The sequence below is a fragment of the Achromobacter sp. NCFB-sbj8-Ac1-l genome (genome assembly GCF_052695805.1).
Window position 1 is genome coordinate 969,049 of sequence record NZ_CP199812.1, and the last position, 14,858, is coordinate 983,906.

Here is a 14,858-nt window from a genome sequence, read left to right on the forward strand (position 1 = left end):
GGCGTCAAGGCGACAGGCGTTCGATCTTCCAGCCTGCGCCGTCGGCGATATAGCGCAGGCGGTCGTGCAGGCGCGAGGGCCGGCCTTGCCAGAATTCCAGGGAAGTGGGCTTGAGGCGGTAACCGCCCCAGTGCGGCGGACGCGGCGGCTGGTCGCCGTAGCGTTCGCGGAATTCCAGTTCGCGGGCTTCGAGCTCGGCGCGGGTGATCGGCTGGCTCTGGCGCGAGGCCCAGGCGCCGATGCGCGAACCGGCCGGGCGGCTGTGGTAGTAGGCGTCCGATTCCTCGGCCGCGACCTTTTCCACCACGCCCTCGATGCGCACCTGGCGTTCCAGCGGCTGCCAGAAGAACAGCAGGCAGGCGCGCGGCTCGGCCGCAAGGTCGGTGCCCTTGCGGGATTCGTAATTGGTGAAGAACGTGAAACCGCGCTCGTCGAACCCCTTGATGAGGACGATGCGGGCGCTGGGCTGGCCGGCGGCATCGACCGTGGCCAGGGTCATGGCGTTGGGTTCGGGGACCTTGGCGGCCAGGGCCTCGTCGAACCAGCGGGTGAATTGCTCGAACGGCGAGGCGGCGGCCTGGCTTTCCAGCAGCACGTTCTTGTCGTAGCTTTGACGCAGATCTGAGACAGACATGGGGCGTGTGATTCAGCGTTGATAACAAGCAGTTTATACCGCCGCTGGGATGCCCCCCTTATTGACCCCGCGCAGGGTCTGGGCAAGTTTCCGGCCCGGGGCGGGCCGAATCGGGCCGGCAGCCGGCCTACGCGCCTTCTGGCAGGGGCCGGCCGTCCTGTTCGAGGCGGCGGGCGATGGCGTCCAGGCGGGCGTCGTGGATGCCGGCCGCACGCAGGGCCTGGGCCGTCTGCACCACGTATTCGGTGCAGGGGCCGTAGCGGCCGGCGGCGCGGCGCACGATGGCCAGCAGCTCGGGCTCGGGCAGGGCGCGGATGTACGCGGGATTGGCGCGGTTCATGACAAATACCAGCGCTTTGACGCTGCCGGCCTCGGTCGTGCAGTTGAGCCAGCGGGGCAGGTAGGCGCCGGTGGACATCTCGCGGTCCCAGAGGGCGGGGAAGTACGTGGGCACCTGGCTGCCCGCCAGGCGGTAGACCACGCCGCGGCACGAGCCGCCGCGGTCCAGGCCGAAGACCAGTCCGGGGCATTCGGGCGTGCCGCGATTGACCCGAGACCACAGGCACAGCGCCCGGTGGTGGCCATGCAGGGTGGCCAGCCGGCGTTCCTCGAAGGCGAAATCGGGGCGCCAGACCAGGGATCCGTACCCATATACCCAGACGTCCTCGCCGGCCTGCCAATGTTGCAGCGCGGCGGCAAGCGACGCCTGGCGTTCTTCGGGCGTCCACAAGCGAAAGGGCAGGCTGGCGCCGGCAATGCCGGCAGCGGAGGAAGGGGACTGCGTGTTCACGACTACGGTTTCCGGTCAGATTCGAGCGGGGGGTTGCGATTGGCCCAGCCGCCGGCCATCAGGGCCACGGAATAGGCCCAGAACAGCGGGGCCACGCCGATGACCGCACCCAGCGCGCCGAAGGTCAGCGGCAGCGAAACCTGCGAACCGTTGATCAGGGCCATGCGTAGCCCCACGGCTTCGGCGGCGCGGCCCGGTGGCGAGTGCTGGTGCAGCAGTGAAAGCATACTCGGTTGGCAGCACCCCAGCGCAAGCCCGAGGATGAACGACAGCACGATCAGGACGCTAACGTCGGTGAACAGCGGGTAAAGCATGAAGTCGATGGCGGCAGTGGCCATGGCCACCCGCACCAGCGTCCACGACCGTACGCGGCGCTGGATCAGCGGCAATACCAGGCGGATGATGAACGTTGCCGCCGCGAAGGATGCAAGAATGACACCGATGGTGGTGGCCGACAGGCCGATCGCGATGCCGAAGATGGGCACCACGAACAAGTGGGTGTCCCAGGCGCCGGACAAAATGGTATTGACCATCAGGATGCGCCGCAGCGCCGGCACGGCCAGCAGTTCGGTGACGCGGCGGCGCTGGGCTTCCTTGGCGCCGGCCAGCAGCGAATCGACCGCCTTCAATTGGTGACGCAAGGTGTACAGCCCGGCGGCCGAGAGCAGCGGACCCAGCGTCAGCAGGCCGAAGGCCAGCCGAGTGCCCAGGTGGTCGATCGCCAGGCCGGCGATCAGCGGCCCGGAAAACCCCGACCCCGCCAGGGCCAGCGACATGTACGAGAAATTGCGCAGGCGCTGCGCGGGTTCGGCGTGGCCCAGCAGATCCTGCGTGGCCACTTGGTGCAGCATGAAGCCGATGCCGATGGAACAGGACGCGATCAGCAATGCGAACTGGGTCTGCGACACGAAAGGCAGCGCGGTTCCGATCACCACCAGCGTGGTACCGGTGACCAGCGGGCGCACGATGCCGACCCGGTCGACCCAGCGGCCGGCGCGCACCGAAAACAGCATCGGCAGCACGGCGAACACGGCGATCAGCGTACCCACCTTGAAGGTGGACAGGCCCATCTGCAGCGCCGTCAGGGACACGGTGATCCGTCCCCCGGTGAGCGCCACGTGGTTCAGCATGGCCAGCACGCACAACAGCGCCGCCCCGGAAAACTCCGGGGCGGCGTGATGTGAAGAGGGGGATGGGGGCGATGTAGGCACGGATACGACTTAACTGCATTCATTCTGTGCCGAACGTCGCGCTATGTCGAGGTGCGGTTTTTTTGCACTGCGGTATTCATGTTCGGGAAGTGGTGACAGGATAGGCGCCATCTATCGGCCAAGTCGGACAGGGTTGGGGAAAGATGGCGGCATGATCGCCGCAAGCTCGGTTACACGGGTTGCATGAGTGCGCTGCAACAGATGTATCGTTCACGCAACGGAACAATCATTCGGTGCAGCGGCCCAAGTCTGGCCCGCTTTACCGTTTTTCACCCTTTCGCCACAGATTGGGCATCCTTTTGGCGCAATCCACCGTTTAGGATGTGCAGGCAGTCTGGGCAAGCGCCGTCGGCCCGATCCGTTTTTAGTTATTCGAGTGGCGGGCCATGTCCCCGCCGCCCCATTTGAACTGGTTCAATGAAAAAGCCTCGCAGCAAAGTCCGGCGCTACGTCCTCATCGCCGTTGTTCTCCTGATCATTGCCTACGGCGTGCGCGCCGCCTTTTTCTCGGCGCCGCCGCCGCCCACCTTCGCCGTGGCCGAAGTCACCCGCGGCAACCTTGAAGACAGCGTTTTGGCCAGCGGCACGATGGACGCCATCGAACGCGTGAGCGTCGGCGCGCAGGCCACCGGCCAGCTCAAGTCGCTGAAGGTGGCGCTGGGCGACCGCGTCAAGAAGGGCCAGCTGGTGGCCGAGATCGACGACCTGACCCAGCAGAACGAGCTGCGCAATGCCCAGGCCGCCTTGCAGACCCGCCGGGCCGAGCGCGCCGCCAAGGTCGCCACCCTGAAGCAGGCCGAACTGGCCTTCCGCCGGCAACGCCAGATGCTGGCGGCCGACGCCAGCTCGCGCGAGGCCTATGAAACCGCCGAGGCCACGCTGGGCGTGACCCGCGCCGACATCTCGTCGCTGGACGCGCAGATCGTGCAGGCCGAAATCCAGGTGGACACCGCCAAGGTCAACCTGGGCTACACCCGCATCGTCTCGCCCATCGACGGCATCGTGGTCGCCGTGGTCACCAAGGAAGGCCAGACGGTCAACTCGTTCCAGAGCGCGCCGACCATCATCAAGGTCGCCCAGGTGGCCACGATGACCATCAAGGCGCAGATCTCCGAAGCCGACGTGACCCGGGTCAAGCCCGGCCTGCCGGTGTACTTCACCATCCTGGGCGAGCCCGATCAGCGTTACCAGGCCACCCTGCGCGCGGTGGAACCGGCGCCCGAATCGATCCAGAAAGACGACGCCACCGCGTCGCTGACGTCGTCCGGGTCCAATTCCACCAGCGCCGCCGTCTATTACAACGGCCTGTTCGACGTGCCCAACCCTGACGAAAAGCTGCGCATCTCCATGACGGCGCAGGTGTCCATCGTGCTGGGCGAGGCCCGCGACGCGGTGGTGGTGCCGGCCTCGGCCCTGGGCAAGCGCGGCGAAGACGGCCGCTACGCGGTGCGGGTGGTGGACAAGAACAACCAGACCGAGACCCGCCAGGTCAAGATCGGCATGAACAACAACGTGCAGGCGCAGGTGCTGGAAGGCCTGGAAGTGGGCGAACGCGTGGTGTCGGCCGACGCCGCGCCGGTGGCCGCCGCAGGACGCTGAGATGGCCGGACCGCTCATTTCGCTGGCCGGGGTTCGCCGCGAGTTTCCCGCGGGCGAGCAGACCATCGCCGTGCTCAAGGACATCAACCTGACCATCGAGGCCGGGGAAATGGTGGCCATCGTCGGCGCGTCGGGCTCGGGCAAGTCGACCCTGATGAACATCCTTGGCTGCCTGGACCGGCCCACCAGTGGCGACTATCGCGTGGACGGCCGCAGCACCGGCGAGCTGGACCCGGACGAACTGGCCGAACTGCGCCGCGAACACTTCGGCTTCATTTTCCAGCGCTACCACCTGCTGTCCGACCTGACGGCGCAGGGCAACGTCGAGGTGCCGGCCGTCTATGCCGGCAAGCGCCGCGAAGCGCGGCTGGAACGCGCCGAAGAACTGTTGCGGCGCCTGGGCCTGGGCGACCGCACGGGCCACCGCCCCGGGCAGCTGTCGGGCGGCCAGCAGCAGCGCGTGAGCATTGCCCGCGCGCTGATGAACGGCGGCGACATCATCCTGGCGGACGAACCGACCGGCGCGCTGGACACGCACACAGGCCAGGAAGTGCTGCGCATCCTGGAAGAACTGAACGCGGCCGGCCATACCATCATCCTGGTCACGCACGACATGAACGTGGCGCGCCATGCGCAGCGCATCATCGAGATCAGTGACGGCGAGATCGTGTCGGACAAGCGCAACCCCGATGCGCCGCATCTCCAGGCCGAGCGCGAAGCACCCGCCGTGCTGCCGCCGCGACCGAGCTGGCAGGCCTACCTGGACCGCTGTGGCGAGGCCCTGCGCATGGCGCTGCTGGCCATGAACGCGCACCGCCTGCGTACGTCGTTGACCATGCTGGGCATCATCATCGGCATCGCCGCAGTGGTGTCGGTGGTGGCGCTGGGCGAGGGCTCGCGCCAGAAGATCCTGGAAGACATCAGCGAGATCGGCACCAATACGGTCGAGGTGTTTCCGGGCAAGGACTTCGGCGACGAAAAGGCCGTCAACATCCGCACGCTGGTGCCGGCCGACGCCGATGCGCTGGCCCGCGAGTCGTACGTGGACAGCGTGACGCCGGAAGTCTCCACCAGCAGCACGCTGCGCTATCGCAACGTGGCGGTGAACGGTTCGATCCAGGGCGTGGGCGAACAGTACTTCCGGGTCCGCAATGTCAAGCTGGCGCAGGGCAAGTACTTCGATGCCACCAGCGTGGCGCGCCGCGCGCAGGAAGTGGTGATCGACGAAAGCACCCGCAAGGCGCTGTTCGGCTCGCACACCGATGCCATCGGCCAGATCGTGTTCCTGGGGGCGATGCCGGCCCGCGTGATCGGCGTGACCAAGAAGAACGACACGGTCTTCGGCAACAACGAAACGCTGAACGTCTGGATTCCCTACACCACGGCGCTGTCGCGCGTGCTGGGCCAGCAACACCTGAAGAGCATCACGGTGCGCGTGAACGACGCGTCGCCGCCGGCCGCGGCCGAGCAGGCGATCACGCGGGTGCTGATGCGCCGCCATGTGGTGAAGGATTTCTTCGTGTTCAACACGGACGCGATCCGCAAGACGATCGAACGCACGACGGCGACGATGACGCTGCTGGTGTCGCTGATTGCGCTGATTTCGCTGATGGTGGGCGGCATCGGGGTGATGAACATCATGCTGGTGTCGGTCACCGAGCGCACCCGGGAAATCGGGGTGCGCATGGCGGTGGGCGCGCGCCGCAGCGACATCATGCAGCAGTTCCTGATCGAGGCGGTGCTGGTGTGCCTGATCGGCGGGGCAGTGGGCATTGCGCTGTCGCTGGGCCTGGGCGTGCTGGTGGCGAAAGCCACGGGCGGCTCGTTCCGCATGATCTATTCGACGGCGTCGATGGTGGCGGCGTTCACGTGTTCGACGCTGATCGGCGTGCTATTCGGCTATTTACCGGCGCGCAATGCGGCGCGCCTGGATCCCGTCGAGGCCTTGGCCCGGGAATGAGGACGATGAAAGCTGTTTCCCTGATCTGCAAACCCGCCGCGCTGGCCTTGGCGCTGGCCCTGTCGGGCTGCGGCGGCCTGCTCAAGACCGAGTACCAGGCGCCCGAGACGCGCGCCCCGGCGGCCTGGACCTATGCGTCCGATGCGGCAGCCCCGATGGCGCCGGCCGCGGCGCTGGCGGTTGGCGGGGCGTGGTGGCGCAATTTCAATGACCCGGTGTTGAACGGGCTGGTGGAAGGCGCGCTGGCGCGCAACAACGACCTGGCCGCGGCGGCGATCCGGGTGCGCCGGGCGCAATACCAGGCGGGCCTGGCCGAAGACCAGCTGATTCCGCAACTGACGGGCAACGCCAGCGTGACCCGCTCACGCAATTTCTACGGCGACCGCGCAATCACCCGCGCGAACGGCACGGAACTGTCGATCGGCTACGAGGTGGACCTGTGGGGCAAGCTGTCGCGCCAGCGCGATGCGGCGGACTGGGAAGCGCTGGCTACCGAGCAGGACCGCCAGAGTTCGGCGCTGTCGCTGGTGGGCACGACGGCGACGCTGTATTGGCAGACGGCGTTCATCAATCAACGCATCGCGAGCAGCCTGGAAAGCATTGCGTATGCACGCAGGACGCAGGACCTGGTGCGGGCGCAATATGCGGCGGGTGGGGCGTCGGCGCTGGAAGTGGCGGAAGCGGAGCAGACGGTGGCCAGCCAGCAGGCGGCGCATGCGCTGTTGGTGCAGCAACGTGTGGAATACGTGAATGCGCTGGCGATCCTGTTCGACGGCCCGCCGGACCGCACGATGGCAGATCCGCCGCGGCTGCCGCAATATCCGCTGCCGCAGGCGCGGGCAGGGGTGCCGGCAGAGCTGCTGGGACGCCGGCCGGATCTGCGGGCGGCTGAACTGCGGCTGCGCGAGGCGTTGTCGAATGTGGACGCGGCGCGGGCAAGTTTCTATCCGACGCTGACGCTGACAGGCTCGTTGGGAACGAGCAGCCCGACGCTGTCGAACATTCTGCAAAATCCGGTGGGGGCGTTGACGACGGCGGTGACGTTGCCGTTCTTGCAGTGGAATCGGCTGGGGTTGAACCTGAAGATTTCGCGGACGGAGTTCGATGAGCGGGTGGTGACGTTCAGGCAAGCGCTGTATCAGGCGATGGCGGATGTGGAAAATGCGTTGTCGAATCGGACGCAGCTGCGGGTGCAGGGGGAGCAGCTTGAGGCATCGTTGAAGGCGGCTCGGGAGGCTGAGCGGCTGTATGAAGTTCGTTATCGGGCGGGGTCTGTGTCGTTGCGGTTCTGGTTGGATGCGCAGGAGAAGCGGCGGGGGGCGGAGATGGCTCGGGATGAGAATGTGTTGAATCGGTTGGTTAATCAGGTGAAGGTTTATCAGGCGCTCGGTGGGGATGATTCTGTTTCTGCTACGAATGTGGAGTAGTTTTTCTACTTTTGTGGTGTTTGGTTTGCTGGAGCGTTGGTGCTTGCGTGAGGGTGGTTCTTCGTAGGTCGCCCCTGGCGGCGGTGGCTTGCGGAGTGGGCGCCCACGATTGCGGTCCGGCGCGCGGGCGCCGGACTTCCCCTTCGTCATCCTCGTCCGCCTTCGGCTCCCTACGGATTCCCTCGGGCGCATCGAGGTTGCCCACTCCGCAAGCCACCGCCGCCAGGGGCTACGTGTGTCGACGTTCGTCGCGCTGCTAGACCCGTGTGCAGGGAATGAAATTTGCAGGGCCGCCAAGCCGCGGCCGCGCGGGCGGCCACGTTTGGCATTCGTGTTGCTGACTGTGTGGCGGTGGCGCTTCGCGCTGGTGGTGATTGCGTTTCTAGTGGTTCCGCACGGTTGGGGGTGGGGCGGTGATGGGCGGCGCGGCAGAGATCGGGCTGCTCGTGTTGACCGTCTCGCGCGCCGCCCATCGGGCGCTGCACATTCATGTTGAACGCCACGGCATCCGCGCCGATAGAAGGGCACGAGCGGGGGGGCACGGCATGGGATTGCGCGTGATGGTGGGTATTCCTCGCAAGGCCGTCCGCCTGGCCGGCATGGGGCGGGTTTGGCGGCCATATAAAATATCTCTCATGAACACCCTCGATTCCGTCGACCTCGACCGCCGCTTCTCCAGCCTGTCACGCCTGTACGGGCCTGATGCTCCCAGACGTTTTCAAGACGCGCACATTGCCGTTGCCGGCCTGGGTGGGGTTGGCTCGTGGACGGTTGAGGCGCTTGCGCGTTGTGGGATCGGGGCGTTGACCCTGATTGATCTGGACCATATTGCGGAGTCCAACGTCAATCGGCAGATTCATGCGCTGACCGAGACCGTGGGGCAGTCCAAGGTGGATGCCATGGCCGAGCGGGTGTTGGGGATCAATCCGGCGTGTCGGTTGACGCGGGTGGATGACTTTGTGTCGCCTGAGAATGTCGGCGAGGTCTTGCCTGGGCCTTATACCGTCATCATTGACTGTACTGATCAGGCGGCGGCCAAGATTGCGATGATCTTGCATGCGCGGGCGTTGGGTGTGCCCATGCTGCTGTGTGGCGGGGCGGGGGGCAAGACGGACCCGTTGGCGCTGCGGGCGGGGGATCTGTCGGCGGCGGTCAATGATGCGTTGTTGTCCAAGTTGCGCAACAAGCTGCGGCGCGAGCATGGATTTGCTCGGGCGTCGGACAAGAACGGCAAGGCCTTGAAGCGGGTGCCCAAGATGGGGGTGCATGCGCTGTGGTTCGATCAGCCGGCGATCTTGCCGGATGAATGGACGCGGGCGGGCGAGATGGAAGACGACATGGGGGTGTCCGCGCAAGCGGCTGCGCCGCAGGGGTTGTCTTGTGCGGGGTATGGGTCTGTCGTGACCGTGACGGCCGCCATGGGGATGGCGGCGGCCAATGAAGCCTTGCGTTTGGCGTTGGGCTGATTGGCGGCGCCAGTGGGGCGCCGCCTTGGGCATGGGATGGTTCGGCTGTCTTGCTACAGCGCCACGAACACCATGCCGTCTTCGATTCTGACGGGGTAGGTCGCGATGTTGTCGCGTAGCGGCGAACAGAGGGCGCGGCCGTCTCTGACGTCGAACCGGCCCTGGTGCAGCGGGCATTCGATTTCGTGGCCGGTCAGGAAGCCGTCGCACAGGCGGGCGTTGCCGTGGGTACAGAGGTTGGCGGTGGCGTAGACGGCGCCTTCGACGCCGTAGAGCGCGATTTCGTGGTCGCCGGCCTGGACGGCGATCACGTCTTCATCGGGTATGTCGGCCAGCGGGATGGCCTTTATCCATTGCGTTGTCATGTTGCGGTGTCCTCGTCAGGATTGGGGCAAGCCGCAGGCGGGCGCGCGATGTTGCCTGCCTGGGGAGTGGGATTTGGGGCGCCCGCCGACAGGGGCCGGCGAGCGATGCGCCACCTTTTTGGTCAGATGGGATAGATCAACGAATTCGGAATCAGCTCGCTGTCGAAGATGCATAGCCTGGATTCGAATTTCAGGCCGTCGGGCGTCTGGCGGATGACGTCCAGGTAGCGGCCGACGTTGAAGACCGTCGTCAGCTGGTTGGGCTTGGTGCGGAAGACGGCGTAGTTGGCTTCGGATTCGATCCGGTCGCCCGCGACCGACAGGACGCGGGGCGTGCCGACCACGTGGCGTTGGTAGTAGGGGTCGTGGAAGATGGTGTCGGTGGCGCCGTAGATGCGGTCGCGCAGCATGCCGCGGCTTTCGAAGGCCATGGTGGCCAGGGGGTAGCCGCGTTCGTGGTTTTCGCGGGGCAGCACTTTGTAGGTGCAGTCTTCCAGGAAGAAGTCCGGCCACCGGTCCCATTGTTCGGCGTCCAGCGCGGCGGCGTAGTCGGTGTACAGCCGGGTCAGCGCGTAGTACAGCGGAAATTCCAGCATCGTCAGGCCTCCTCTTCCATCACGCGGCGCCAGTAGGCGTACATGCCGCGGATCAGCGTTTCGGTCACCATATGGTCGGTGTTCTCGGCGGTCTTGCCGCCCAGTTCGGCCACGCTGCGGTGCCAGGGCTTTTGCTGGAAGCCGGATTGCGAGAACTCGATCACCTCGCCGTCGTCCGCCGACACGAAACCGGCGGGGCCGAACAGGTTGGCCTGGCGCAGGCGACGTTGGGTCATCTCGGGCGTGTCGTCGGCGAAGCCGAAGTGCGTCCAGACGAAATCGAAGGCGTCGTGGCCGACGGGCTGGATGTGGCGGGTCGACAGCGAGTTGACCTGCTGCTGGATGATGACGCAGGGAAACAGCGTCATCAGCACCGCCGTGGGGCCGTTCCACCAGGGTTCGGGGACGATGTCCAGAAAGCGGTCGTCGTTCAGCGACATCTGTTCCTTGAAGCTGGAGACGCCGCTGGTGACGCTGCCCTTGCCGCCCTGGCCGCGCGTCGAGATCATGGCGGCGTGGCGCAAGTGGCGGTCCATTTTCAGTTCGGAACGGTTGTCGGCCCGCCACAGGCCGAAGGTGACGAACCAGGTGTGGAGCAGGCCGGGGTGGTAGGGGTCCTTGATGTTCTCCTGCATCAGCTTCCAGTTGCCGGGAATACGCTGGCGGCTGTAGCCGTGGATCACCAACTGGCGGCCGTCGAAGACGCGGTCGAAGTAGTGCAGGATGTCGGGGCCCAGGTAGTCTTCCAGCGGCTCGACGTCGGGGTCGAACGAGGCGAAGACGACGCCGTTGCGACAGGCCACAGCCAGTTTGGTCAGGCCGTGTTCCTCGGGCTTGAAATCGGGCGGCATGCCGCCGTTGATGCGGCCCTCCTGCTTGACGCCGCGGCGAAAGGGCACGCCGATCAGGTTGCCTTGCAGGTCGTAGTTCCACTGGTGATAGGGACAGACGAATTCGCTGCGGTTGCCCGAGCGTTCGCGGCAGAACTGCACGCCGCGGTGGGCGCAGACGTTTTCCACCACTCGCACCTGGCCGTCGTTGTCGCGCAATAGGATGACGGAGCGCTCGCCAACCGCGGTGCGCTTGAAGTCGCCTGGGTTGGGGATTTCCGCTTCCAGGCCGACGTAGTTCCAGTGGCCGCGGTAGAAAAAGCGGTCCAGTTCTTTCTGGTGCAGCGCGGCGTCGGTGTAGACGCCGAAGGGAATGCGGTGGGTGCCGTCGGTGGGCCAGGGTTGCATGGTTTGTCTCCTTCATCCGTGGCCGTCGTGCGGCCGGGCGGGGGCCGCGCGACATGGGCGCGGCGTTTGTTGCATCTTCGGCCAGGGCATGAAATAAATAAATAGAATCTGGCTGATGACAACAATCACCAGAATCAATATTGGTGGAGACAAGCGCATGAACCTGCAAGACATGGACCTGAACCTGCTGGTCGTCTTCAACGAGTTGTGCAAGCACGGCCGGGTGTCGGCGGTGGCGCGCAACCTGGGTATCTCGCAGCCCGGAGTCAGCAACGCGCTGGGCCGGCTGCGCAAGCTGTTGGGCGACGAATTGTTCCTGCGGACCTCGCGCGGCATGGTGCCCACGCCCTACGCCGAAGCGCTGGCGCAGCCCATTGCCGATGCGCTGGCCGCGTTGCACGGCACATTGAACGCACGGGCCTTGTTCGACCCGGCGCAGAGCGAGCGGGCCTTTGTCATCGGCGTCAACGACGTGGGCGAAACCTACTTTCTGCCGCGGCTGATGCGGGCGCTGGATGCGGCGGCGCCGGGCGTCACCATCCGCACCGTGCGCACGACGTCGATCGACGTGAAGGACGAAATGGAGCGCGGGCGGATCGACCTGGCGATGGGCTTTCTGCCGGGTTTAAAGCAAGGCTTCTTTCAGCGGCGGTTGTTTCGCCAGCCCTATGTGTGCATCTTCCGGCAGGACCATCCGCTGGCGCGCGGCGGGGTGTCGGCCAAGCAGTTCCGCGCGGCCGAGCACGTTGCCATCGTGTCCGAAGGCACCGGGCACGGCGTGGTGGACCAGGTCATCGAGCGCGCCGGCATCCGCCGCCGCCTGCGGCTGACGGTGCCGCACTTCATGGCGGTGGGGCCGGTGTTGCAGGCCACCGACATGATCGCGGTGGTGCCGCAGCGCTTTGCCGATTGCGCCTGCAAGCCGTTCGGCCTGGCCACCGCGCCCTGTCCGGTGAAGATCCCGGAGTCCGTCATCAACGTCTTCTGGCATGCGCGCAACCACCGCGAGCCGGCCAATCAATGGCTGCGGCAGGTGGTGGTGGAGCAGTTCGCGGATTAGGCTGTGCAGGTCTGATAAGTCCAGGGCCTGACCGAGGGACAGGTCTCAGTCCGGAACGCGCGCGCCGCGCGCGTTCCGCCAGGCGCTCAGAACTGCATCTGCGCCGACAGCGCAACGCTGCGCGGGCTGCCCAGGTAGTAGCTGTTGAGCCAATAACTGCGGTCGGCTACGTTGTTGACATTCAGGCGCAGCGTCACCGGTCGACCGGTGACCTTGGTCGCGTAGCGCAGACCCAGGTCGAAGGTGGTGTACGACGGCAGCCGGCTGGTGTTGGTGTTAGTGGCCCACTGCTTGCCGACGTAGTAGACCCCGCCAGTCAGGCTCAGGCCCGGTGCGAAGGGCAGCGCGTACTCCGAATACAGTTTGGCCGTCAGCTTGGGCACGTTGATCGGAGCGTTGCCGTCGTTGGCGCTGCCTTCTACACGGGCCGTGAGCATCGTCACGCCGCCCATCACGGTCCAGGCATCGGTCACCTTGCCCACCGCCGAGACTTCGGCGCCGCGATGGCGCTGGACGCCGTCCTGTACGTAGACATTGGCGTTGTTGGAGTACTCGTAGGCTTTTTCGATGTCGAACAGCGCGCCGCTGACCAGCACACCGCCCAACTCGGCCTTCACGCCCAGTTCGCGTTGCTTGCTGCGCATGGGCGACAGCACCTGCCCGCGGTTGACGGCTTCGTCCGGTGCAACGCCGCCTTGTTCCAGGCCTTCGATGTAGGTTGCGTAGGTCGTCAGCCAAGGGGTTGGCGTGAAGATCAACGACGCGTTGGGCGAATTGCGGCCGCGATCGTAATCCGGTTGGCCCGCGTTGCCGTCCTGGTCACGCTCCATGGCCTTGATGGTGCTGCGGTTCACGCCCACCAGCGCAGACCATTGTTCGTTCAACCGGATCAGGTCACCGATCATGAAATTGTCGTTGCGGATGCGGCTGGCGTAGTACGTTCTTTCCGACGCATCGGACGGCCATTGCGGTTCCGGCACGTGCGTGGGCGAGACCAGGCCGTACGGGCCGACGTAGCCGGTGTTGGGAAAATACGTGGTTTGCCATTGCTTGTCCATGTAGCCGTAATAGCCCATGGTGACCTTGTGGCCGATCGGTCCGGTGTCGAAAGAAATGTCTGCCAGCGCCTGCCAGGCTTCGGACTCGGTGCTGGTCGCACCGACTTTCTGCCGCAATTGCGCGTATTCGCTGGACGAACGCAGCGTGTTCATCGTGTGGTACTGGACGGGCCGGTCCTGGTATTCGCGCAGATGGGCGACGCGTACCGTTAGGTGATCGCTGGCCTCATAGGTCATGCGAGCCATCCATTTACGGCTTTCGGTCTCGTCGCGGATCCACGGTTGGCTCCAGTCCTTGCTGGAATCCGGGGCCTTGGGGCGGGATATCCCGTCGCGGACAAACCAGTAAGCCGTGGGCGACGTCATCTTGTAGTCGCTGTATGAGGCGCCCAACTCGATCTTGAAGCGATCGGTCACGTTGAAATCCAGGGCCAGGCTTGCCAGGGTGCGATCGATCTTCTGGTCGTCCACGGCGGTATCGCCATTCTGGCGGACAAGGTTGACGCGGTAGCCGACCTTGCCGTTGTCGTCGAACGGGCCGCCGAAGTCGCCATGAACGTAGGCTTGGCTGGCGCCATAGGTGCCCACGGTGATGCTGTTGTACCGGTCCGGGGTGGGGCGTTTGTTGACGTAATTGATCATGCCGCCGGGCGAGGCCGCGCCGTACAGAAAGCCGGACAGCCCGCTCAGCACTTCGACGCGTTCCTTGTCTTCCAGCGAGGCGGCAAAGCCGTAGGCGTGGCGCAGGCCGTCTTCCGCGCGGTCATAGCTGTTGAAGCCGCGAATCTTGACCATCGGCGCCCAGCCGCTCAACTGCGGTGTCTGTGTCAGCGTTGCCGGGTTGATCTTGTAGACGTCGTCGGGCGTCTGCGCCTGCACGTTCTGCAGCAGCTCGCGGGTGACGACGCTGAACGAATAGGGCGCGTTGCGCAGCTCCATGCCGCCCAGCGCACCGGCGGCCGATACGCTGGACGCCCGGTAGCCGTCGCTGGCCAGACCTTCCTGTTGCAAGGCGGCGGTGGCGTTGCCGCGTACTGTGATGTTGGGCAGCGTGACCGCGTCGGCATTCGGCACGGGGCGCGCGGTGTAGGCGTTGCCGCTGCGCATCGGCTGCAGGCCGGTACCAGCCAGGATCGCGTTCAGTCCCGACCACGCCGATTGCCGCCCGCGCACGCCCGGGCTCTGCCGCCCGGCGGTCAGCGACGCTTCGATCGACACCTGGATACCCGCTTGCATGGCGAATTCGGTCAACACCCGGCTCAGGTCGCCGGGCGGAATGTCGTAGTCGCGCTCGGCGGCGGCCTGGGCAGCGTTTGGCGTCTGGGCGGGGGCCGCGCCGGGCAGGGCCAGGCCGATTAGTGCGGCGGCGGCCGTGGCGGCGGGCAGGCGGACGGCGGCGCGTCGGCGGGAAGGGGAAGGCATGTGCATGGTACGGCCCGGTCTGGAAGGGAGAA

At 65.8% G+C, this 14,858-nt stretch carries 12 protein-coding genes; 5 read left to right on the forward strand and 7 right to left on the reverse strand.

Annotation, left to right across the window (positions count from 1 at the left end; translation table 11 throughout):
- Positions 1-4: 4 nt before the first annotated feature.
- The 3 genes from pdxH to ACUDP5_RS04575 form a co-directional block, all read right to left on the reverse strand.
- The gene (gene pdxH, locus ACUDP5_RS04565; protein ID WP_445658237.1) at positions 5-634 is read right to left on the reverse strand and encodes a pyridoxamine 5'-phosphate oxidase; all 630 of its coding nucleotides are present in this window, start codon (positions 632-634) and stop codon (positions 5-7) included.
- Positions 635-761: 127 nt separating this feature from the next.
- Entirely contained in the window at positions 762-1,424 is a 663-nt protein-coding gene (locus ACUDP5_RS04570) for a gamma-glutamylcyclotransferase (protein WP_263913949.1), read from the reverse strand.
- Between the two features lie 2 nt (positions 1,425-1,426).
- Positions 1,427-2,635, reverse strand: coding sequence for an MFS transporter (locus ACUDP5_RS04575; RefSeq protein WP_445658238.1), 1,209 nt, complete (start codon positions 2,633-2,635; stop codon positions 1,427-1,429).
- A 417-nt stretch (positions 2,636-3,052) separates the two neighbouring features.
- Between ACUDP5_RS04575 and ACUDP5_RS04580 the strand changes: the two genes are divergently transcribed.
- The 4 genes from ACUDP5_RS04580 (at position 3,053) to ACUDP5_RS04595 (ending at position 9,087) form a co-directional block, all read left to right on the forward strand.
- Complete coding sequence (locus tag ACUDP5_RS04580; protein ID WP_263913950.1) at positions 3,053-4,234, forward strand: efflux RND transporter periplasmic adaptor subunit; 1,182 nt, start codon at positions 3,053-3,055, stop codon at positions 4,232-4,234.
- 1 nt (position 4,235) lies between these two features.
- Positions 4,236-6,194 carry a MacB family efflux pump subunit gene (locus ACUDP5_RS04585; RefSeq protein WP_445658239.1) on the forward strand — a complete coding sequence of 653 codons (1,959 nt, stop codon included), beginning with the start codon at positions 4,236-4,238 and terminating at the stop codon, positions 6,192-6,194.
- A gap of 5 nt (positions 6,195-6,199) precedes the next feature.
- Positions 6,200-7,621: an efflux transporter outer membrane subunit gene (locus tag ACUDP5_RS04590; protein WP_263913954.1), complete on the forward strand. Its 1,422-nt coding sequence runs from the start codon at positions 6,200-6,202 to the stop codon at positions 7,619-7,621.
- A gap of 635 nt (positions 7,622-8,256) precedes the next feature.
- A complete protein-coding gene (locus ACUDP5_RS04595) occupies positions 8,257-9,087 on the forward strand; it encodes a tRNA threonylcarbamoyladenosine dehydratase (RefSeq protein ID WP_445659130.1) in 831 nt (276 codons plus the stop codon).
- A gap of 53 nt (positions 9,088-9,140) precedes the next feature.
- On the opposite strand, the gene ACUDP5_RS04600 is transcribed toward ACUDP5_RS04595, so the two are convergent.
- The 3 genes from ACUDP5_RS04600 to ACUDP5_RS04610 form a co-directional block, all read right to left on the reverse strand.
- Positions 9,141-9,452 carry a non-heme iron oxygenase ferredoxin subunit gene (locus tag ACUDP5_RS04600; protein ID WP_263913957.1) on the reverse strand — a complete coding sequence of 104 codons (312 nt, stop codon included), beginning with the start codon at positions 9,450-9,452 and terminating at the stop codon, positions 9,141-9,143.
- A 122-nt stretch (positions 9,453-9,574) separates the two neighbouring features.
- Positions 9,575-10,048: an aromatic-ring-hydroxylating dioxygenase subunit beta gene (locus ACUDP5_RS04605; RefSeq protein WP_445658240.1), complete on the reverse strand. Its 474-nt coding sequence runs from the start codon at positions 10,046-10,048 to the stop codon at positions 9,575-9,577.
- A gap of 2 nt (positions 10,049-10,050) precedes the next feature.
- A complete protein-coding gene (locus tag ACUDP5_RS04610; protein WP_445658241.1) occupies positions 10,051-11,286 on the reverse strand; it encodes an aromatic ring-hydroxylating dioxygenase subunit alpha in 1,236 nt (411 codons plus the stop codon).
- A gap of 157 nt (positions 11,287-11,443) precedes the next feature.
- Between ACUDP5_RS04610 and ACUDP5_RS04615 the strand changes: the two genes are divergently transcribed.
- Positions 11,444-12,346, forward strand: coding sequence for a LysR family transcriptional regulator (locus ACUDP5_RS04615; RefSeq protein ID WP_445658242.1), 903 nt, complete (start codon positions 11,444-11,446; stop codon positions 12,344-12,346).
- Between the two features lie 86 nt (positions 12,347-12,432).
- Here ACUDP5_RS04615 and ACUDP5_RS04620 read toward each other — a convergent pair whose 3' ends face one another.
- Positions 12,433-14,826 carry a TonB-dependent siderophore receptor gene (locus tag ACUDP5_RS04620; RefSeq protein ID WP_445658243.1) on the reverse strand — a complete coding sequence of 798 codons (2,394 nt, stop codon included), beginning with the start codon at positions 14,824-14,826 and terminating at the stop codon, positions 12,433-12,435.
- Positions 14,827-14,858 lie beyond the last annotated feature (32 nt).

What these genes read in the sequence shown, in the direction of transcription:
- pdxH (WP_445658237.1), bottom strand. Translation starts at nt 634, where the DNA reads ATGTCTGTCTCAGATCTGCGTCAAAGCTACGACAAGAACGTGCTGCTG.
- ACUDP5_RS04580 (WP_263913950.1), top strand. Translation starts at nt 3,053, where the DNA reads ATGAAAAAGCCTCGCAGCAAAGTCCGGCGCTACGTCCTCATCGCCGTT.
- ACUDP5_RS04585 (WP_445658239.1), top strand. Translation starts at nt 4,236, where the DNA reads ATGGCCGGACCGCTCATTTCGCTGGCCGGGGTTCGCCGCGAGTTTCCC.
- ACUDP5_RS04590 (WP_263913954.1), top strand. Translation starts at nt 6,200, where the DNA reads ATGAAAGCTGTTTCCCTGATCTGCAAACCCGCCGCGCTGGCCTTGGCG.
- ACUDP5_RS04595 (WP_445659130.1), top strand. Translation starts at nt 8,257, where the DNA reads ATGAACACCCTCGATTCCGTCGACCTCGACCGCCGCTTCTCCAGCCTG.
- ACUDP5_RS04600 (WP_263913957.1), bottom strand. Translation starts at nt 9,452, where the DNA reads ATGACAACGCAATGGATAAAGGCCATCCCGCTGGCCGACATACCCGAT.
- ACUDP5_RS04605 (WP_445658240.1), bottom strand. Translation starts at nt 10,048, where the DNA reads ATGCTGGAATTTCCGCTGTACTACGCGCTGACCCGGCTGTACACCGAC.
- ACUDP5_RS04610 (WP_445658241.1), bottom strand. Translation starts at nt 11,286, where the DNA reads ATGCAACCCTGGCCCACCGACGGCACCCACCGCATTCCCTTCGGCGTC.
- ACUDP5_RS04615 (WP_445658242.1), top strand. Translation starts at nt 11,444, where the DNA reads ATGAACCTGCAAGACATGGACCTGAACCTGCTGGTCGTCTTCAACGAG.
- ACUDP5_RS04620 (WP_445658243.1), bottom strand. Translation starts at nt 14,826, where the DNA reads ATGCCTTCCCCTTCCCGCCGACGCGCCGCCGTCCGCCTGCCCGCCGCC.